General features: G+C 64.3%; 17 protein-coding genes. All 17 read left to right on the top strand.

Translation table 11 applies throughout. The features are described from left to right. Positions 1 to 2 precede the first annotated feature (2 nt). Positions 3 to 719, top strand: coding sequence for a TetR/AcrR family transcriptional regulator (locus ACFOOQ_RS22655; RefSeq protein ID WP_379729998.1), 717 nt, complete (start codon positions 3 to 5; stop codon positions 717 to 719). Positions 720 to 849: 130 nt separating this feature from the next. Then, complete coding sequence (locus ACFOOQ_RS22650) at positions 850 to 2,181, top strand: extracellular solute-binding protein (RefSeq protein ID WP_379729997.1); 1,332 nt, start codon at positions 850 to 852, stop codon at positions 2,179 to 2,181. A gap of 73 nt (positions 2,182 to 2,254) precedes the next feature. Then, positions 2,255 to 3,169, top strand: coding sequence for a carbohydrate ABC transporter permease (locus tag ACFOOQ_RS22645; RefSeq protein WP_379729996.1), 915 nt, complete (start codon positions 2,255 to 2,257; stop codon positions 3,167 to 3,169). Then, positions 3,166 to 4,122: a carbohydrate ABC transporter permease gene (locus ACFOOQ_RS22640; RefSeq protein WP_379729995.1), complete on the top strand. Its 957-nt coding sequence runs from the start codon at positions 3,166 to 3,168 to the stop codon at positions 4,120 to 4,122. Before ACFOOQ_RS22645 ends, ACFOOQ_RS22640 begins: the two co-directional genes overlap by 4 nt. A gap of 13 nt (positions 4,123 to 4,135) precedes the next feature. Continuing rightward, positions 4,136 to 5,248: an ABC transporter ATP-binding protein gene (locus tag ACFOOQ_RS22635; RefSeq protein WP_379729994.1), complete on the top strand. Its 1,113-nt coding sequence runs from the start codon at positions 4,136 to 4,138 to the stop codon at positions 5,246 to 5,248. Further along, a complete protein-coding gene (locus tag ACFOOQ_RS22630; RefSeq protein ID WP_379729993.1) occupies positions 5,245 to 6,117 on the top strand; it encodes an FAD binding domain-containing protein in 873 nt (290 codons plus the stop codon). Before ACFOOQ_RS22635 ends, ACFOOQ_RS22630 begins: the two co-directional genes overlap by 4 nt. A 1-nt stretch (position 6,118) precedes the next feature. Beyond that, positions 6,119 to 6,607, top strand: a complete 489-nt coding sequence (locus ACFOOQ_RS22625) for a (2Fe-2S)-binding protein (RefSeq protein WP_379729992.1) — start codon at positions 6,119 to 6,121, stop codon at positions 6,605 to 6,607. Beyond that, positions 6,604 to 8,958, top strand: coding sequence for a xanthine dehydrogenase family protein molybdopterin-binding subunit (locus tag ACFOOQ_RS22620; RefSeq protein WP_379729991.1), 2,355 nt, complete (start codon positions 6,604 to 6,606; stop codon positions 8,956 to 8,958). The genes ACFOOQ_RS22625 and ACFOOQ_RS22620 overlap by 4 nt, the downstream gene beginning before the upstream one ends. Position 8,959: 1 nt before the next feature. Next, positions 8,960 to 9,853: an NAD(P)-dependent oxidoreductase gene (locus ACFOOQ_RS22615; RefSeq protein ID WP_379729989.1), complete on the top strand. Its 894-nt coding sequence runs from the start codon at positions 8,960 to 8,962 to the stop codon at positions 9,851 to 9,853. A 2-nt stretch (positions 9,854 to 9,855) separates the two neighbouring features. Beyond that, positions 9,856 to 10,476 carry a CoxG family protein gene (locus tag ACFOOQ_RS22610; protein WP_379729988.1) on the top strand — a complete coding sequence of 207 codons (621 nt, stop codon included), beginning with the start codon at positions 9,856 to 9,858 and terminating at the stop codon, positions 10,474 to 10,476. Between the two features lie 618 nt (positions 10,477 to 11,094). Further along, positions 11,095 to 11,661: a biotin transporter BioY gene (locus tag ACFOOQ_RS22605; protein WP_379729986.1), complete on the top strand. Its 567-nt coding sequence runs from the start codon at positions 11,095 to 11,097 to the stop codon at positions 11,659 to 11,661. Between the two features lie 31 nt (positions 11,662 to 11,692). Continuing rightward, on the top strand, positions 11,693 to 12,952 hold the full coding sequence (locus ACFOOQ_RS22600) for a CaiB/BaiF CoA transferase family protein (RefSeq protein WP_379729985.1): 1,260 nt from the start codon (positions 11,693 to 11,695) through the stop codon (positions 12,950 to 12,952). Between the two features lie 30 nt (positions 12,953 to 12,982). Then, positions 12,983 to 14,515 carry an acyl-CoA carboxylase subunit beta gene (locus tag ACFOOQ_RS22595; RefSeq protein ID WP_379729984.1) on the top strand — a complete coding sequence of 511 codons (1,533 nt, stop codon included), beginning with the start codon at positions 12,983 to 12,985 and terminating at the stop codon, positions 14,513 to 14,515. An 18-nt stretch (positions 14,516 to 14,533) separates the two neighbouring features. Continuing rightward, positions 14,534 to 14,755 (top strand): acetyl-CoA carboxylase biotin carboxyl carrier protein subunit, encoded by a 222-nt coding sequence (locus ACFOOQ_RS22590; protein ID WP_379729983.1) that lies wholly within the window; start codon positions 14,534 to 14,536, stop codon positions 14,753 to 14,755. Positions 14,756 to 14,759: 4 nt separating this feature from the next. Beyond that, positions 14,760 to 16,325, top strand: a complete 1,566-nt coding sequence (locus ACFOOQ_RS22585) for an acyl-CoA carboxylase subunit beta (RefSeq protein ID WP_379729982.1) — start codon at positions 14,760 to 14,762, stop codon at positions 16,323 to 16,325. A gap of 77 nt (positions 16,326 to 16,402) precedes the next feature. Then, positions 16,403 to 17,395 (top strand): TAXI family TRAP transporter solute-binding subunit, encoded by a 993-nt coding sequence (locus tag ACFOOQ_RS22580; RefSeq protein WP_379729981.1) that lies wholly within the window; start codon positions 16,403 to 16,405, stop codon positions 17,393 to 17,395. A 66-nt stretch (positions 17,396 to 17,461) separates the two neighbouring features. After that, entirely contained in the window at positions 17,462 to 19,372 is a 1,911-nt protein-coding gene (locus ACFOOQ_RS22575; protein ID WP_379729980.1) for a TRAP transporter permease, read from the top strand. Positions 19,373 to 19,374: the final 2 nt, after the last annotated feature.

Below are 19,374 nucleotides of genomic sequence, written 5' to 3'. Positions count from 1 at the left end.
AGATGCGAGCGAGATCGACACTGACACGCACCAGCGGCGACAAGAAGAAGCCGGCGGCGCCGGCTGCCGGCAAGAAGCGCGGCAGCCGTCTATCGTTCGAGGAGCGTCGCGCCCAGATCCTGGCCAAAGCGGTCGAGTTCTTCGCCGAATTCGGCCTGACGGCGCAGACACGATCCCTGGCTGAGGCTTGCGGTGTTTCGCAGCGCCTGATCTATCGCTTCTTCCCGTCAAAGGCGGCGCTGTTGGCCGAAGTCTATAACCAGGCCATTCTCTCGCCGTTCAAGTCGCTGTGGCTGGTTCAGCTCGGCGACCGTAAAAAGCCCATGCAGCAAAGGCTTGAGGCATTCTACACCGATTACTATAACACCGTTCTGACCGAGCGCTGGCTGCGCCTTTTCCTCTACGCGTCGCTGGCCGAGGTCGACATGGCGCCGAATTACATCGCAACGATCATCCGTCAGATGCTCGAGGTGATCACGGTGGAGACGGCGGTCGAGCAGGGGGTGACGCTGCCCAAGGATGCGCACCTGGTGCATGAACTTGGCTGGTTACTGCATGGCGCCGTCTCGCATTTTGCGATTCGCCGCTATTTGTATCAGGCCGGCCATGATGTTCCCGCGGAGGTCGTTCTCGATATGCATATCCGCTCCTTTCTCGCGGGATTCGCCGCCGCCGCCGAGGCGGTACGGCAGGCAGAGCGGCATATTGCGGCGGAATAAGTCTTCAATTGACGACAAACTCTCCGGCCGCTAGGGTCGCTGTGATGAGCGGCCGGTGTCGGGGCATCGACCGCGCGGTCATCGGCCAACTGCCGGTTCCCCCAGCGCGGAACCGCCAACGGAGGGGATCATGTCGCAGCAGTCTTTTCGTCCCAGTCGTCGCTCGCTCCTGCAAGCCGCCACCGCCACGGCGTTGGCCGGCAGCGCGTCATTTGCATTCGGCCGTCCGGCCCTGGCTGAGGCGGGCCAGCTCAGCCTGACCACCTGGTCGGCGGCGGTTGACGTGGTCAAATCCCATCTTGCGGCCTTCGAGAAGAAGACCGGCCTGTCGGTCAGCTACGCAAACATGCCCTGGGCGCAGTATCGCGAGGGGATCATCACCAAATTCGTCGGCAAGGCGCCGCTCGACGTGATGTGGGTATCCGATACCTGGCTGCCTGAATGGGCCGATGCCGGCTGGATCGCGCCGATCGACGAATTCAAGAACCTGACGGCCTACAACGCCGATGCCGAGGATTTCTGCAACGCCTCGATGACCTACAAGGGTCACCAGTACGGCCTGACCTATTACACCGACTACATGGCCTTCCTCTATAATGAGGACATGCTGAAAAAGGCTGGCATTGCGGCCCCGCCGGCCACCTGGGCCGAGGTGGTCGAGCAGTCGAAGAAGATCCAGGCCGCCGGCCTGTCGCAATATCCGTTGATGCTGGGCATGGCGCAGGAAAGCTGGCTGATCGAATTCATGTCGGCGATGGTCTTCTCCTTCGGCGGCCGCTTCACCGACGACAAGGGTAATGCCGCGATGGCATCGGCCAAGGAGGGTGCCACCGCGGCCCTGAAATGGGTGGTCGATGCGGTCAACACCCACAAGATCATCTCGCCCGCCTGCGTCGAAACCGGTGAACTGGCCGGCTTGAAGGCGTTCGGCGCCGGCCAGCATGCTTTCGCTCTGCTGCCGAAATACCGGCTGCGGATGATGAACGATCCGGCGCAGGCGGCGATTGCGGGCCACGCCAGGCAGGCACTGATGCCGCAGGGCGAGAACGGCAGCCACGCTACCGTGGGATGGATGCGTTTCCACGGCATGGGGGCGAGCGCCAAGGCCGACAAGGCGAGGGCGGCCAATGCGGCCAAGTTGATCGAGTGGTTCGGTGGCAAGGCCGATGGCGATTATACGTTCCAGAAACTGCTGTTTCTCGACATCGGTGCCGGCTTCGGCGTCAAGAGCCTGTTCCAGGATCCAGCGATGCGCGAGGCCTATTCCAAATACGCCGATATCGACATGGTCGCCAAGCAGCAGGGCCTGGCACGCAAGAAGGATGTCATCACCACCTGGTTCGGCGAGTGGAATGATGCCAATGGCGCAGCTTGGCAGCAGGCGATCCTCGGCAAGGCCAGCGTTGCCGATGCGCTGAAGAAGTCGGCCGACAAGTGGAACGAGCTGAAAAAGCAGGCATGAGCGGCAAGCCGGTACGCCACGGCGCCGCCATGGCGTACCGGCAGCTTTCGCGCGTCACAGTCCGGGGCTTCGTGTGACAGAACTGGCGACAATTCATTCTTCCGGCCGGCTGCGGTTCACGCAGGATGAACGCACGGCCTATCTCTTCTTGCTGCCGCTGGCCGGTGTGCTGGCGGTCGTGGCCGTCTTTCCGATCCTGTACTCGTTCTATATCAGCCTGTTCAGCCTGAAGCTGACGCGGCCGAACCGGGTGCCCTTCGTCGGCCTCGGCAATTACATCGACATGCTGGGCGATCCAAACTTCTGGGACGCCGTCGGCCGGACCGTCAGTTTTTCCGTGATGTCGGTCGTGGCGATCGCGGTTATCGCGCTCGCCTGTGCCCTGCTGCTGAACCAGGAATTCCGCGGCCGACGAATCCTGTCCGCGGCCCTGCTGGTGCCCTGGGCTATCCCGTATGTCGCCAACGGCCTGATGTGGAAGTGGATCTACGATTCGAACTACGGCGCGCTCAACGGCGCGCTGCTGCAACTCGACTTCATCGACAAATACATGGTCTGGCTCGGCGACGCTGACAAGACCCTGGCGTTGATCGCCAATGCCTTCGTCTGGAAGGAAGTCCCGCTGGCGACTATCTTGCTTCTGGTGACCCTGAAGTCGATCCCGGCCGATCTCTATGCCGCTGCGAAAGTCGATGGGGCCGGCCTCGTCAGCCGGTTCCTGCATATCACGCTGCCGTCGCTAAAGCCCGGCTTCCTGCTGGTGATCCTGTACGAGACGATGATGGCAATCCGGCATTTCGACCTGTTCTTCATCCTGACCGAGGGTGGGCCGGGCGACGCCTCTCACGTCCTGGCGTGGCGAATTTACGTCGAGACCTTCCGCAGCCTGTCGTTCGGCACCGGCGCGGCCCTGTCCTATATCCTGGCGCTGGCGACCATCGGCCTGGCCTATTTCATCCTTCGCAGCCTGGGGCAGAAGCAGCAATGACTGGCATGCCGTCCATCGCCATGGCCGGCGGCCACGGGCGCCGCCGGCATATCCGCCGCCTGCTGCAGCGGCTGGGACTGATCGTCGCGTCCATGCTGTTCCTCGGCTACATGCTCAGCCCGATTGCCTGGCTGGTCTCCTCGTCGATCCAGACCGAGACCGAAATCACGTCGGTGCCACCGCACTGGATCCCGGATCATCCGAGCCTTGCCAATTTCAAGGCGATCTTTTCGGCACCGGAAAAGGAGGTCACCTACGAGACGCGCAAGCGCGCCGATCCGTCGGCTGGCGGCTTCATTCCCTCGACGGCGAGAAACCTCCTGCCGGCCATGAAAAACAGCTTCATTGTCGCGGCGCTGGTGGTCATCTTCAACTTGCTGGTCGCCATTCCTGCCGCCTATGCGCTGGCCAAGATCCGTTTCCGCGGCCGGCAGGCCGGGGTCTACCTCATCCTCAGTACCCGCGTGATTCCCGACATCGCACTGGTCGTGCCATTCTTTCTGTTCATCCGCCAGCTCGGGCTGCTCGACAGTATCTGGTCGCTGGTCATCACCTATCTGGCGATTACGGTCCCGTTCAGCGTCTTCATCCTGTCGAACTACTTCGAGTCACTGCCGGACGAACTCGACAAGGCGGCCCGGGTCGACGGCTGTTCGCGGTTTCAGGCGCTGATCCGGGTCTATCTGCCGCTGGCCACGCCGTCGCTGGTCGCCGTCATCCTGTTCACTTTCCTGACCAGCTGGAACGAGTTCCTGCTGGCGCTGATGTTCACGCAGACAACTGCATCGCAGACGCTGCCGATCGTGGTCGCATCCTTCACGTCGGATTTCACCATCAGCTTCTCCTTCATCAACGCCGCCGGCGTGCTGGCGATCATTCCGCCGGTGATTGTCGCGATCATTTTCGAACGTTACATCGTATCCGGGCTGACGGCGGGCGCGGTGAAGGGCTGAGACAGGAAACCCCATGGCCGGTATTCGTTTCGAACATGTCCGCAAGCGCTACGCCAACGGCTTTATCGCGCTGCACGATCTCAGTCTGGATATCCGGGACAAGGAATTCGTGGTCCTGCTCGGCCCGTCTGGCTGCGGCAAGTCGACGACCCTGAACATGATCGCCGGCCTTGAGGAAGTCACCGAGGGCAATCTGTGGTTCGACGCGCAACTGGTCAACGACGTTCCACCGAACCGGCGCGACGTGGCGATGGTTTTTCAGTCCTATGCACTCTATCCGCACAAGACGGTGGCCGAGAATATCGCTTTCGGGTTGAAGATGCGCAACCACCCGAAAGCCGATATCGAGAAGCGCGTGCAGGAGACTGCTGCCAAGTTGGACATCACCCATCTGCTGGGGCGCATGCCCGGGCAGCTGTCCGGCGGCCAGCGCCAGCGCGTCGCGCTCGGCCGTGCCATGGTGCGTCAGCCGGCGGTCTTCCTGATGGATGAACCGCTATCCAATCTTGATGCCGCGCTGCGCATCACCATGCGGGCCGAGATCAAGCAACTGCACCAGACCATGGCGACGACCTTCGTCTATGTTACCCATGACCAGGCCGAGGCCCTGACCCTGGCCGACCGCATCGTTGTGATGAAGGACGGCGTGATCCAGCAGATCGGCACGCCGGACGAGATATACGAGCGGCCGGGCAACATGTTCGTGGCATCGTTTCTGGGTAATCCACCGATCAATTACCTCGAAGGTCGGCTCGAGCGCGAGCGTGACGTGCTGCATTTCCGCCGCGGCGCCGTCTCCCTGCCGCTGCCGGCCGCGCTGGCGGCGCGCCTGCAGGGGGTCTCGCCGGATGGTGGGGTCGTTCTCGGCATCCGCCCCGAGGACGTGAATGACCGCGCGGCGCCGGCGGCGGAGCGCACACTGTCGGGAACGGTCACCTCGGTGCTGCCGGTCGGCTCCGACCAGTATCTTGGCCTGATGGTCGAGGGCGACACCCTGTTCTTCCGCGTCGGCAAGGATCTGCGCCATCGCGAGGGCGAGGTGGGGCGACTGCAGATCGACAGCGAGCGCCTGCACTTGTTCGACAAGGCGTCGGGTGCGACGCTGCTCGGGCCGGTGGTGCGGTGAAACCGGCCGCCTTCCAGTATGTGGCGCCGACCAGTCTGGCACTGGCACTGGCCGCTCTGTCGGACTACGGCGACTGGGCACGGTTGATCGCCGGTGGGCAGAGCCTGGTGCCGATGATGAACATGCGGCTGGCGCAGCCTGCCGTGCTGATTGACCTCAACCGCCTGCCGGAACTGGACGGGATCGAGCGGACCGGCGACGGGCTGGTGATCGGCGCGACGGTGCGTCATCACGATCTCGCGACATCCAGCCTCGTTCGCGACCTCTGTCCGGTGCTGGCGGTGGCGGCGGCGAGCATCGGTCATTATGCGATCCGGCAACGGGGTACCATTGGCGGCAGCCTTGCCCATGCGGACCCGGCGGCACAGCTGCCGCTGGTTGCCGTCCTGCTGGACGCAGAGGTCGAGGTCGCCTCGGCGACGGGGCGGCGACGTGTCGCGGCCCGGGATTTCTTCCAGGGTATCATGACCACCGCGCTCGCTGCCGATGAGCTCATCACAGCGGTCCGCTTGCCGCCGATGCCGCCGTCCTGGGGCTGGGGCTTTCATCTCTTCGAACGCCGGGCGGGCGATTTCGCCATCGCCCTGGCGGCGGCAATAGCCGATCTCGATCCGGCAGGACGGATCGCCGGCCTGCGGGTGGCGGTCGGCGGCGTCGAGGCGCGGCCGGTCCTCTGGACCGACGTGGCCGGAAACTGGGTAGGCCAGACGCCGGGTGATGGGGTCGCCGCGGCGCTTGCCAGCCATATCGTCTCTCGCCTGCAGGCCGAGGACGATCCTCGGATTCCGGCCGTCTATCGGCGCGAACTGGCGGCCGTGATGGTGAAGCGGGCGGTTGTGGATGCCTTCACCAGAGCGGGACGAGGGTGAGATGGATCAGGACAAGCTGACCGTCACATTCACCGTCAATGGCCGCCGGCACAGCCTACAGGTCGCGCCACGCAAACTCGCCTCAGACATGCTGCGCGAGGATCTCGGCCTGACCGGCACCCATATCGGCTGCGAACACGGCATCTGCGGCGCTTGCACGATCCGCGTCGATGGCCGGCCGGTACGGTCCTGCCTGTTGTTCGCCGTTCAGCTGCAGGGCTGTGCGGTTGAGACGATCGAGTCGGTGGCGAAGAACGACCGGTTCAGCCCGTTGCAGCAGGCGTTGCACGAGGAGCACGGGCTGCAATGCGGTTTCTGCACGCCTGGCCTGATCATGACATTCGAGACCTGGCTCGATGCCCATCCCGATCCCTCGGAAGGCGAAATCCGTGAGGCGTTGAGCGGCAATCTGTGCCGTTGCACTGGCTACCACAACATCGTGAAGGCAATCCTGAAGGCCGCCCGCCTGCGCCAGGAGGCTTTGTCATGACGGCGCAGGACTCGTCCGTTCTCGGCCGGCCGCTGCGGCGCAAAGAAGACCGGCCGCTGCTACTCGGCCAGGGCCGCTATCTCGACGATATTACCCTGCCGGGCACGCTGCATGCCTGCTTCGTGCGGTCGCCGCATGCGCATGCGCGGCTGCTGCGCATCGACGGCGACACTGCCCGGATCATGCCCGGCGTGGAAACGGTCGTGACCGGCGCCGATCTTGCCAGCGAGACGACGCCGATCCGCATGGCGCCACCGATCGAGGGGCTGAAGCCGACGGAGATCGTCATTCTGCCGGTCGACAGGGTGCGCTTCCAGGGCGACCCGGTCGCCTGCGTCGTCGCCACCGACCGCTATCTCGCCGAAGATGCCTGCGAGACTGTGCAGGTCGACTACGAGCCGCTGCTGGCGGTTGCCGATTTCGATGCGGCCCTGGCGCCGGGGGCCGCGTTGGTCGACGAGACGCTCGATTCGAATCTCGTCTCGCATCAGACCTATGCGGCTGGCAATGTCGAGCGGCGCTTCGCCGAGGCTCACAGCATTGTTGAGGCCCAGTTCCGGCAGGGCCGCCAGACCCATGCGCCCATTGAGACGCGCGGCTGCCTCGCGGTCTGGGATGAGGGCCGCCAGCATCTCACCATGCATGTCGGCACCCAGGTGCCGCATCCCTACCGCACCCAGCTCGCCGCCCGGCTCGGCCTGTCGGAATCCCAGGTTACGGTGATCAGCCCGGATATCGGCGGCGCGTTCGGGCAGAAGATCGCCCTCTACCGCGAGGAATGGGCGGTGGCGGCGCTGGCGCGGCGCCTCAGGCGGCCGGTGCGCTGGCGCGAAGATCGCGTGGAGAATCTGATGGCGGCAAGCCATGCGCGGGAAGACTGGGTGCGCACCCGCGCCGCCGTCGACCGCAACGGCCGCATCCTCGCCCTCACTCTCGATATCCGCGAGGATTTTGGCGCCTACTGCTTCTTTCCGGCGAATTACCTCGCCCGCGTGGTGGCGATGATCCTGACCGGCCCCTACCGGATTCAGGATTACAATTTCGACGTCCGGGTTGCGCTGACCAACAAATGCGGCAATGGACCGATGCGGGCGCCGATGGCGATCACCTCCTGGGTGATGGAGGGCACCATGGATGCGGTGGCTGATGCGCTCGGTCTCGATCCGGTCGATGTGCGGCGCCTCAATATGATCCGCCCCGAAGACCTGCCCTATACGATGCCGACCGGCCAGGTTCTCGAAGACGTTACCCCGCGCGAGACCATGGAACTGGCGCTCAAGGCCGTCGACTATGAGGGCTTTCGCCAGCGCCAGGCCGAGGATCGCGGCAAGGGCATCCATCGTGGCCTCGGTCTTTGCGTTGTCGTCGAGTCGACCACCTATGGCTCTGCCTTCTATAAGTCAGCCGGCATTCCCGGGTCCGGGCATGAGACGGCCTGGGTCAAGATCGAGCCGAGCGGCGCCGTCAACGCTTCCGTCGGCCTGATGGCCAGCGGCCAGGGCTACGAGACATCCCTGTCGTTGGCGGTGGCCGAAGGCTTGGGCGTGCGGCCGGACGATGTCGACCTGAAACTCGGCCATACCGATGTTGCGCCTTATGGGATGGGCAGCCGCGGCGGCCGCGGCGGCACGGCGGGCGGCGGCGTTCTGCTGCTGGCCGGCCGCGACCTGCAGGCGAAGATACTGGCCATAGCAGCCGGCCTGCTCGACCTCAACGCGGCAGGCGAGCTGCGGATGCGCGAGGGCGTGATCGAGCGCCATCTCGGCGGCAACTGGGTCGCGACTGGCCTGACGCTCGCCGATATCGCCCGCACCGCCTATCTGGATCCGCTGCGACTGCCACCCGGCATGGAGCCAGGCCTTGAGACGCATCGTGCCTATGATCCGCCGCCGATGACCTATTCGAACAGCACGCATGCCTGTGAAGTACAGGTCGATATCGAGACCGGCCGCGTCGTCATCGACCGCTATCTGATCGTCGAGGATTGCGGCACGGTGCTCAGCCCGGTCGTCGTCGAAGGCCAGCAGCACGGCGCGACGGCAATGGGCATTGGCGGTGCGCTATATGAAGAGGTGATCTACGATGCCGCTGGCCAGAACCTGTCTGGCAGTTTCGCCGACTACCTGCTGCCGACGGCCTGCGAAATCCCGTCTTTCGAGATCATTTCCCATCATACGCCTAATCGCCGGACGCCGACCGGAACCAAGGGTATGGCGGAAGGCGGCGTCATGGGGGCGACGGGTGCCGTGCCTCTCGCCATTGCCGACGCGCTGCGGCCGTTTGGTATACGGGTGGAGCGCCAGCCGGTAACACCCATGATGATCCGCAGCCTGCTGCGGGAACGGAGCTGAGATGAGTGACATGAAACCCAGTGTGGCTTTCATCGGCCTTGGCATCATGGGCCGCCATATGGCCGGCCATATCTTTGCGGCGGGCCATTCGCTGCGCATCTACAACCGCAGCCCCGGAAGTGCACAGGCGTTGCGGGGGCGCGGCGCGGTGCTGTGCGATAGTGCCGGTGCTGCGGCGGCCGAGGCCGACATTGTGATTACCATGGTCGGGCTGCCCAGTGATGTCGACGGCATCTATCTGGGCGCTGGTGGCATTGTCGAAGCGGCGCGTGCCGGCGCCGTCTTGATCGACATGACGACCTCGTCGCCAAGTCTTGCCGTGCGGATCGCCGCGGCGGCCGCGGCGCGCGGCCTCTCGGCCCTGGATGCCCCGGTCTCGGGCGGGGAATTCGGCGCGCGGGATGCCAGGCTGTCGATCATGGTCGGCGGCGATGCCGGTGCTCTGGAGCGGGTCATGCCGGTGCTGCGCCTGATGGGCAGCACGATCACGCATATGGGCGAGGCCGGGGCCGGGCAGCATGCCAAGCTGGCCAACCAGACGGTGATTGCCGGCACAATGCTCGGCATTGCCGAAGGACTTGCCTATGCCGGCCGGGTCGGCCTTGATCTTGAGAAGATGCTGGCCGTCCTGGGCGGCGGCGTGGCGAACGGCGCCCTGCTGGCTGCACTCGGCCCCAAGATGATCGCGGGCGATTTCACGGCCGGGTTCTTCATCGAGCATTTCGTCAAGGATATGGGGCTGGCGCATGCCGAGGCGGCGGCGCGCGGTCTGCCGTTGCCCGGCCTCGAATCCGCTAGAAGCCAGTATGCGAAGCTCATGAGTGGCGGCGCGGCGCGCGACGGTACACAGGCCCTGCTGAAGGCCTATGCAGCACCCCCGAAAGCGGAGCTGTGACGATGGAACTGTCTGGAGACGTCGTGATTCCGGCCAGCCGCGCGACGGTATGGCGGGCGTTGAATGACCCTGAGGTACTGAAGGCCTGCATCCCGGGTTGCGAGGAGCTGGTTCAGGTCGGCGAGACCGAGTTTACCGCGCGCGTGGTAACGCGGGTGGGGCCGATCAGCGCGCGATTTGCCGGCAAGGTCAGCTTAAGCGACATCGTTCCGCAACAAGGTTATCTGATCTCTGGCCAGGGGCAGGGCGGCGTGGCCGGCTTTGCCAAGGGCGAGGCGAGGGTTAGCCTTGTCGACGAGGCCGGCGGCACGCGGCTGCGATATGATGCGAGGGCTGAGGTGGGCGGCAAGCTCGCCAGCCTCGGTAGTCGCATGATTCAGGGCGTTGCCGGGAAAACGGCAGAAGATTTCTTTCATTCGTTTGCCGCTCGCGTTTCAGGAGAGACTGTCGCCGATCAGGCGAGCCATGCGCCAAGCGTCGGTCAGCAGACCAATCAAAGTCAACCTGCGAAGGCGCAGCTGGCGGCACGCCAACGGCAGATCGTAGATGAGCGTATTCGCTGGCTGCTGATTGGAATCGGCGTTGGGGCCTGCACAACCTTGCTTGGCGTACTTGTGCGATGAGCGGTCAGAGCCGGCTCGTTATGTAGCAGGCGAGCACTCGGCCCGTTCAGTTTCTATCCTCTCTGAGGGCTATCACGATAAATCTACGGATGTGAAATTTGGCCAGGAAATATGCGGCTTTCGGCCGCGTTGAGGCCGGCTCCGACGCGCTCTAGCGCTGACGGTCGTGCCGCCAGTCTCCTCATGGAGCCGAGTGAGTCCACACCCTAGATTCGCGGGAACTACAAAAAAACACAAGAAATGACTGTTTAATTTTTACACCGAGGATGTCGGGAGTTCGACCCTCTCACCGCCCACCACCTCCCCACAAAATATCCTGACGATCTGACGGCAAGATCGCTGCCGGTCGATGGGCGGAAAAGCAGCGCCATGGTGCACATGCCGAAACCGGCAGCTGCGCTTCCCGCTAAACTTGCGGGATGGCTGATGGCGTGCCCCTGAAGTAGGTAATTGCCGCCACTTGATCGGAAAATACAATATATTCAATGGGAAGCCTTTCTATTATTGCCGGGAAAATAGCAATCAAAATTGTCGACAATCAGGTTGACGTGATTCCCCGCCTGTGAAAAGCTTCGGGCAACGGTGCGGATGTCAAAGCACCGGCCGACGGAGGAAATCATGCCAAAGATCCCACATCCCGCTGCTGCGCGGGCGCCTGTCATGCAGCAGCTCGCCTTCGGCTTCGGTGCGGCGCTGATCGGCTCGCTGCTTCTGGCGCTGTCGGCGCGCGTTCAGGTGCCATTCTGGCCGGTGCCGATGACTATGCAGACCCTGGCCGTGCTGGTGATCGGCATGACCCTGCGGTCTCGCCTCGGGGCGATGGTGGTCGCCATCTACGTGCTCGAGGGGTTAGTTGGCCTGCCGGTTTTCGCCGGCACGCCGGAGCGCGGACTTGGTCTTGCCTATCTGCTGGGGCCGACCGGCGGATACCTGGTCGGCTTCGTCCTCGCCGCCTATGTGGCCGGCTGGCTGGCCGAACGGGGCTACGGCAGGACGCTGCTCCGCGCCGTCCTCGCGCAGGCGGCGGGAACCGCGATCATTCTTTCGGTCGGCTGTGCATGGCTTGCCATCCAGTTCGGTGTGGAAAAGGCTATTACCGTCGGCCTGCTTCCCTTCGTGCTGGCGTCGCTGGTGAAGATCGGGCTCGGCGCGGCGCTTGTGGTCGGCATTGAGCGCCGGCGCTGACCGTTTCCATCACATCGACCCCGGATATCACATGCACCAGGACATGCGTCGCACTTCTGCAGCCGCCCAGCCAGCGACCGGGCCGCTCGCCGGCGTGCGGGTCATCGAGCTGACCTCCACCGTCGCAGGGCCCTTCTGCGGCCGGTTGCTGGCCGACTTCGGCGCCGATGTCATCAAGATAGAGCCCGCGGATGGCGATGCCGTGCGTACCATGGGGGAGCGCAAGGGCGATGCCTCCCTCTATGCGGCCAGCATCCTGCGCAACAAGAAACTGATTGCGCTCGACATGCGCCAGCCGGAGGCGCAGGCCCTCGTGCGCGACATGGTTCTGCAGGCCGATATTTTCATCGAGAACTTCCGTCCGGGCACGATGGAGAAGTGGGGACTGGGATATGCAGATCTCTCGGCCGGCAATCCGGGGCTGGTCATGGTGCGGATCAGCGGCTACGGCCAGACCGGGCCATACAGCCAGCGACCCGGCTATGGCGTGACCAGCGAGGCGATCAGCGGCCTGCGCGACCTGACCGGCGATCCAGACCGTCCGCCGGCGCGCGTGGCGACATCGCTGACCGACTACATCACCGGTCTGTATGCCGCGTTTGGCGCCGCCATGGCGCTGGTGGAGCGGGCGCAGAGCGGCCGGGGCCAGGTGGTCGATGCGGCGCTCTACGAGGCTGCCTTCAGCTTTGTCGAACCGCATATCCCCGCCTATGCCGCCCTGAACACGGTCGCCACGCGCGCCGGCAGCCGTCTGCCCGGCCATGTACCGAACAACCTCTATCCGACCGCCGATGGCCGCTACATCCAGATCGTGGCCGCCAGCAATCCGATTTTCCGCCGCCTGCTCGGCGCCATGCAGTGCGACAGCCTGATCGAAGACAGCCGGTTCGCCACGCCGGCGGCGCGCGCGCGGCATCCCGACGAACTCGATTCGGTCATCGGCGCATGGACCGGCAGCCTGCCGCTCGCAACGCTCGAGGCGCTGCTGGCCGCCGCCGATGTCCCGGCGGCCCGTATCTACAACATCGCGGATATTTTCGCCGACCCGCACTACCGGCAGCGGGACATGCTGCAACGGGTGGCGTCGCAGGAACTCGGCGAGGCCACGGTGCCCGGCATCGTGCCGAAGCTGTCGCGGACTCCGGGGCATGTGCAGTGGGCGGGCCGGGCTGTCGGCGTCGACACGCGCGCGGTCCTGGCCGACCGCCTCGGGCTGCCGGACCAGGCGATCGATGCATTGGCCCGGGCGGGCATTGTCACAGAGTCGAAGCCGCAACCCGCCGGCGGCTAGAGGCGCGTCAACTTCCAATATGGGTACCCCATGCCACATGAAGCATTGCTAGAAGATTTCGAAGTCCGCCGACGCCGCGCGCTCGCGATGGGCGGGCCGGAGAAGCTGGCGCGGCGCAGGCAGGCCAATGTCCTGAATGCCCGTGAGCGGATTGACTGTCTGGTGGATGCCGGAAGCTTCCTGGAAAGCGGCCTGTTCGGAACATCCGTGATGCCCGGTGATGCCGACAATACGCCGGGTGACGGAAAGATCGCAGGATTCGGTAAGATTGAAGGCCGCGAGGTCGCGGTCGTGTCGAACGATTTCACGGTCAAGGGCGCGTCAAGCAGCCTGACCAACATGAAAAAGATCGGCCATGTGAAGCGGGTGGCAACCCAGCGCGGCCTGCCACTGGTCATGTTCGGCGAAAGCTCGGGCGCCCGCATGCCCGACAACATGGGAGCCCGCGGCATGGGTACCATGCTTGGCACCGATCCCGTGCAGTATGTCCGTCAGCGCGAAACGCCGTGGGTCTCCGCCATTCTCGGGCAATGTTACGGTTCATCGGCGTGGTATGCCTGCCTGTCCGACTATGTGGTCATGCGGCGCGGAGCTGTCATGGCGGTGGCGAGCCCAGCGCTCGCCTCGATGGCAATCGGCCAGAAGGTAGACCCGGAGGAACTGGGCGGGGTCAAGCTGCATTCTGAAACCACAGGTATGGTCGATACCGTCGTTGACAGCGACGAAGACGCCATCGCGGCGATCAAGCGCTTCCTGAGCTATCTGCCTGGTCATGCCGCCGAGGCGCCGCCGCGGCTGGCGGTGCCGGCCGGCTGCGATGAGGCCGGGGACGGTATTCTGGCGGCGCTGCCGGAATCTCGAACCCGGGTCTACGACGTCCGGCGCATCATTCGGTCAGTCGTCGACGCCGACACCTTCATGGAAGTGAAACCGCAGTTCGGCAAGCCCGCCGTCATCGGCATGGCCCGGCTCGATGGCCGCAGCGTCGGCATCATCGCCAACAATCCCATGGGCAAGGCTGGCGCGCTCGACGTCGCCGCCTGCGAGAAGATCACCCGTTTCATCGTGATGTGTGATTCCTTCAACATCCCGCTGCTGCTTTTCGTCGATACGCCGGGATTCGTGATCGGCATCGACGGCGAACGCCAGAAGGCGCCCGGCAAGATCATGAACTTCATGACCGCCCTGCAGATGGCGTCTGTCCCGAAGCTGTCGGTCATGATGCGGAAGAGCTATGGGCAGGCCTACCTGAACATGGGCGGCGGCCGTAACTCCGACGACATTGCCGCTTGGCCCACCGCGGAAATCAGTTTCATGGATCCCGTTTATGCCGCCCGGGTGGTCACCTGGGGCGACGACGACCCGGCGGAACGCGCTCGCATAGAAGCCGAGATGCGCCGCGATTCGTCTGCCTACGACCTCGCGTCGATCTATGGCGTCCAGGCGGTTATCAGGCCGCAGGATACCCGGCAGTATCTGAAGCGGATGCTGGAAATCCATGAAATGCGCCCGACGCACGGCATCGGACAGCGCCACCTCCGCAATTGGCCAACAACTTACTGAGTAAAGGGGAAACACCGCATGACCCGCCACGTGATTAACGCCGACATTACCGGCACGGTATTCAAGATCGAGACGGCTGTCGGCGCCGCGGTCGATGTCGGCGCGACGCTGATCGTTCTCGAGTCGATGAAAATGGAAATCCCGGTCGAGGCTCCGGCGGCCGGCAAGGTGACGGAGATCCTGGTGGCGGAGGGCGCCTCGATTAACGAAGGCCAGCCCCTGATCGTCGTCGAGAGCTGACGCGATGAGCTGGCAGGCGGAAGTCGACGAGATTGCCCGGCGCCGGGCCTGGGCACTCGAAATGGGTGGGCGGGAGGCGGTGGCGCGCCATCACGAGCGTGGCCGCCTGACGGTCCGCGAGCGGATCGACCAGTTGTGCGATACCGGCAGCTTCCGCGAGGTTGGCCAGCTTACGGGGGCCGGGAAGTATGATGCCGAAGGCCGCATCGAGCAGGTCACGCCGGCGCCTTACGTGATGGGGATGGCGCAGATCGGCGGTCATCCGGTGGCCGTGGGCGGCGAGGATTTCACGGTCCGCGGCGGCACCAGCTGGGGCGGCGCCCGGCGCAAGGGCGGGCAGGGCGGCTTTGTCGAGGATCTTGCCCACGAATTCCGCATGCCCCTGGTCAACCTGATCGATGGCGCCGGCGGCACGGTGACCTCGATGCGCCGGCGCGGGTACTCGGTTTTCCCCGGCGTCGATGGCTTCGAGCGCTCGGTCGCCCTGCTGGGCGAGGTGCCCGTGGTTTCCGCAGTTCTGGGCACGGCCGCAGGCGGGCCCGCCGGGCGGGCGATCCTGTCGCATTTCTCAGTGATGGTGCGTGGTTCCAGCCAGATCTTTGCGGCCGGCCCGCCGGTGGTGAAACGCTCCCTGGGACAGGAAATCGACAAGGATGATCTCGGTGGCGCGGGGGTGACCGTCGATACCGCCGGGACGATTCACAATTCCGTCGACAGCGAGGCCGAGGCGTTCGAGCAGATCCGCCGCTTCCTGTCCTTCATGCCGCGCAATGTCTGGCATATGCCGCTGCGTCAGGCGCCCGGCGATGATGCCGACCGCCGGGAAGAGGGGCTGCTGAGCATCGTGCCGCGCAAACGGACGCAGGCCTACAACATGCGCAGGCTGGTCGAAATGGTGGTTGACCGGGACTCGATGTTCGAGATCCAACCGACCTACGGCAAGTCCGTCATCACCGCGCTGGCCCGTTTGGATGGCTATGTCGTCGGCATCGTGGCGAACAATCCGATGCATCTGGGCGGCGCGATGGACGTGAAATCCGCCCGCAAGCAGATTCATTTCATGGAGCTATGCGACACCTTCCATATTCCCCTGGTGTTTCTCGTCGACGTACCGGGCTTCATGATCGGCCTCGAGGCCGAGAAGGCGGCGACGCTGCGCGAGGGCATGCGGGCGGTGTATGTCGCGGGCCAGCTCACGGTTCCGACCGCAACCCTGGTCGTCCGGAAATGCTACGGCATGGCCGGCATGGCGACATGCAACAAGAACGGCTTCGACCTGAAGCTGGCCTGGCCGTCGGGCGAGTGGGGCTCGCTGCCGGTCGAGGGCGGCGTGGCGGCAGCATTCCGCCGTGAAATCGAGGCGGCGGCCGACCCGAAGCAGCGTGAGCGCGAGCTGGAGGACGAACTGCGCCAGCTGGCCTCGCCATTCAGGACGGCCGAGGCCTTCGCCGTGGAAGATGTCATCGATCCGCGCGAGACGCGGCCGGTGCTGATCGATTTTGTCCGGCTTTGCCAGGACCGCCTTGCGACGTCGCTGGGGCCGAAACCGAGATTCGGGGTTGGTCCGTAATCGCGGCTACCCCGTATAGCCAGTAAAAAAACAACAACAAAAATCTGTGGCAGGAAACCGAGAAGGGAGACGTGACAATGAGGAAGGGTATAACCGCTGGTCTAGCAGCAGTGATTCTGGGGTCGGTGTGCGGCGCGGCCATGCAGGCTGGCGCAACAGACCGCATCGCTTACGGGTCGACGGCGATTGAATCGATCCACTACACCTATGCCGTTTCCGCGGCAAAGGCGATCAACGCCAATGCCGGTGACAAGATGAATGTCACGGTCATCGCCACCGGCGGGGCCGTGGACAATCTGGCTCGCCTGGCGCGGGGGCAGATCCAGCTCGGTCTCGGCACTTTCGAGACCGTCTACCAAGCCTATCGCGGCATCGACAAGTTCGCCGGCAAGGCGCAGCCGGAACTGCGCAGTCTGTGGGTGCACTCCCTGGCCATCCAGGCATACGTCGTGCGCGCCGATTCCGGCATCAAGACACTGGATGGCCTGAACGGAAAGAAGTTCACCGCCGGCCAGCGCGGCTCGGCCACCGAGAACATGGTGCAGCAGATCCTGACGGCCGTCGGGGTCAAGCCGGATTATTACGTTGCCACCCTGTCGGACGCCGTCGAGGCGGTCCGGAACGACCGCTCGGTCGGATATGTGAAGGCCGGCAGCGGCCGGGGACTCGATGGCACCACCATGGAGCTGCGGACGCTGACCCCGGTCAATATCCTCAGTTTTACGCCTGACCAGGTCAAGACCGTGCAGACCCGCTTTCCCTTCGTCACTTTCGTTTCGACCAAGCCGGGGGAGATCGACGGGGTCGGGACCATCACGACGCCGATCCAGAGCATCGGCGAGTTCGCCTACAAGGACAGCCTTACGGACGAACAGGTTGAGACCATCCTGAGCGGCATCTTCAAGGGCCAGGCCGAACAGGGCGCCGCCTTCCCGGAAATCAAGAACATGAACATCGCGACCAGTACGATGGAAGGGACCCTGGTTCCGCTGCATCGTGGCGCCGTGCGATTCTATCGCAAGATGGGCATCGCTATTCCCGACAAGCTGATTCCTCCCGAGGCGAAGTAGACGCCTCAGATCTCTGACTGAAAACTGCGGACGATGTGAAGGGGTTGCGTGATGGGGAGAGAGCCGGTGATCAGCAAGGACATGTTTGTCGAAACGCCAGCTCCGGTGACGGGTCGTACCGTGATCGGTTGGCTGACGATGGCACTGGCTCTCTCCTTCGTTGCCTTCCAGATATACACCGCCGGGTTTGGCCAGTTCCCACCTCTGGTCCAGCGCAGCATTCATGTCGGTCTCGCCATCGGACTGGTCTATCTGAGCGCCGCGGCAAAGCTGGATGTCAATCTCAGGCGCTGGGCTCTGGCGGCGGCGGCGGCCGCCGCCCTGCTGGCATGCGGGTATCTCGTGCTGAATGACGAGCGCCTGACCAACGAGATTGCTGTCGCCATAAGCCCGGTTGAAATCGTGCTGGGTCTGACGCTGCTGCTGCTGATCCTGGACAGCGCGCGGCGGTCCACCGGCTGGATACTGCCGATCATGGTGACTGCCATGCTCGGCTACACGCTGTTCGGCGATCTGATTTCGGGGAATTGGGGGCATCCGGTCGTCTCGCTCGAATTCATGATGGAACAGCTTTACCTCGGCACGGAAGGCATCTGGGGCACCGTCACCGGCTTGTCGGCCAGCCTGATCAGCATCTTCATCATATTCGGCTGTTTCCTGTTGGCCACCGGTGCCTCGGAAACTTTCATGAAGGTCGCCCTGATCGTCGCCGGGCGTTCCCCCGGCGGGGCCGCGAAGGTAGCCAACGTCTCGAGCGCCATGTTCGGCATGATCAATGGCGCGGCCGTTGCAAACGTGGCGACGGTCGGGAATTTCACCATACCGATGATGCAGCGTCTGGGGTACCGGCCGGCCTTTGCCGGCGCAGTAGAGGCGACGGCCTCGTCCGGTGGCCAGATCACGCCGCCGGTGATGGGGGCGGGCGCATTCATCATGGCCGAATTGCTGCGCCTGCCATATCTGGCAGTCGCGAGTGCGGCAGTCATCCCGTCGTTCCTGTTTTACGTCTGTATCTGGGCATCGATCGATGTCGAGGCGCGCCGTGAAGGGCTGCGCCCCGTCGACAAGGCGGATATCCCGCGCTGGCGCGATGTCCTCAATATGCGCGAGGCGTTTCCCCTGGCTGCCACGATCCTGGTGATGGCCGGGGCGATGTTTACCGGCCGTTCGGCGGGCCTCGCTGCCTTTCTCGCGATTGTCACCAACGTGTCGCTCTACATGCTGCTGGGGTCCTGGGACCGGAGCGCGGTGACGGAGCGCCTGCGCCGCCTGCTTGAGGGTGCCAGGATGGGAGCGCTCAACGTCGTCAGCCTGGTCTCGCTGCTGGTCTGCGCCCAGATCATCCTGTCGCTGATCGGCTTTACCGGCGTCGGCATCAAGCTGAGCGAACTCATTCTGGGCGTCGGCGGCACCCAGGGGACGTTTGTTACTGTCTTTCTGGTCATGATCGTGGCCATCGTCCTGGGCATGGGCATGCCGACCACTGCGGCCTATCTGCTGGCCGCCGCTGTCTGCATTCCGCCGATGATCACGCTGGGCCTGCCGCCGCTCTCGGCGCATTTCTTCGTTTTCTACGGCGCGTTGCTGTCGGCGCTGACGCCGCCGGTGTGTACCGCGGTCTACACGGCGGCAGTCATTACCCAGACCGACTGGTGGCCCATCGCCGTGGAAAGCATGAAGCTGGCCGTCATGAAGTTCATCATGCCCTTCTACTTCATTTTCCGGCCCGAGATCCTGCTTGCCGGCAGTACGGTCGACATCATCCGCGTCCTTGTCGTGGGAGTCGTTGCCTCCCTGCTGTTTTCGGTGGCTACGGGCGGTTATTACCGCCGGCCGGTGCCGGGCATCCTGCGGCTCGCGCTGGGTGCCATAGCCCTCGGCACTATCGATGCCGGCTGGATCACCGACATTCTGGCCGTCGCAGCCCTGGCCGGCCTCTGGCTGTGGCAGCGCAAACCCGTCGTCGCGACAGCCTGACC

The organism is Ferrovibrio xuzhouensis (assembly GCF_042648965.1).
GTDB lineage: Bacteria > Pseudomonadota > Alphaproteobacteria > Ferrovibrionales > Ferrovibrionaceae > Ferrovibrio > Ferrovibrio xuzhouensis.
The sequence above is the reverse complement of the archived record's forward strand: the minus strand, read 5'-3'. Positions and strand labels throughout refer to the sequence as shown.

Excerpts from the sequence above, each read along its gene's own strand:
- ACFOOQ_RS22655 (WP_379729998.1), top strand. The coding sequence starts at position 3 with ATGCGAGCGAGATCGACACTGACACGCACCAGCGGCGACAAGAAGAAG.
- ACFOOQ_RS22650 (WP_379729997.1), top strand. The coding sequence starts at position 850 with ATGTCGCAGCAGTCTTTTCGTCCCAGTCGTCGCTCGCTCCTGCAAGCC.
- ACFOOQ_RS22640 (WP_379729995.1), top strand. The coding sequence starts at position 3,166 with ATGACTGGCATGCCGTCCATCGCCATGGCCGGCGGCCACGGGCGCCGC.
- ACFOOQ_RS22635 (WP_379729994.1), top strand. The coding sequence starts at position 4,136 with ATGGCCGGTATTCGTTTCGAACATGTCCGCAAGCGCTACGCCAACGGC.
- ACFOOQ_RS22625 (WP_379729992.1), top strand. The coding sequence starts at position 6,119 with ATGGATCAGGACAAGCTGACCGTCACATTCACCGTCAATGGCCGCCGG.
- ACFOOQ_RS22620 (WP_379729991.1), top strand. The coding sequence starts at position 6,604 with ATGACGGCGCAGGACTCGTCCGTTCTCGGCCGGCCGCTGCGGCGCAAA.
- ACFOOQ_RS22615 (WP_379729989.1), top strand. The coding sequence starts at position 8,960 with ATGAGTGACATGAAACCCAGTGTGGCTTTCATCGGCCTTGGCATCATG.
- ACFOOQ_RS22610 (WP_379729988.1), top strand. The coding sequence starts at position 9,856 with ATGGAACTGTCTGGAGACGTCGTGATTCCGGCCAGCCGCGCGACGGTA.
- ACFOOQ_RS22605 (WP_379729986.1), top strand. The coding sequence starts at position 11,095 with ATGCCAAAGATCCCACATCCCGCTGCTGCGCGGGCGCCTGTCATGCAG.
- ACFOOQ_RS22600 (WP_379729985.1), top strand. The coding sequence starts at position 11,693 with ATGCACCAGGACATGCGTCGCACTTCTGCAGCCGCCCAGCCAGCGACC.
- ACFOOQ_RS22595 (WP_379729984.1), top strand. The coding sequence starts at position 12,983 with ATGCCACATGAAGCATTGCTAGAAGATTTCGAAGTCCGCCGACGCCGC.
- ACFOOQ_RS22590 (WP_379729983.1), top strand. The coding sequence starts at position 14,534 with ATGACCCGCCACGTGATTAACGCCGACATTACCGGCACGGTATTCAAG.
- ACFOOQ_RS22585 (WP_379729982.1), top strand. The coding sequence starts at position 14,760 with ATGAGCTGGCAGGCGGAAGTCGACGAGATTGCCCGGCGCCGGGCCTGG.
- ACFOOQ_RS22580 (WP_379729981.1), top strand. The coding sequence starts at position 16,403 with ATGAGGAAGGGTATAACCGCTGGTCTAGCAGCAGTGATTCTGGGGTCG.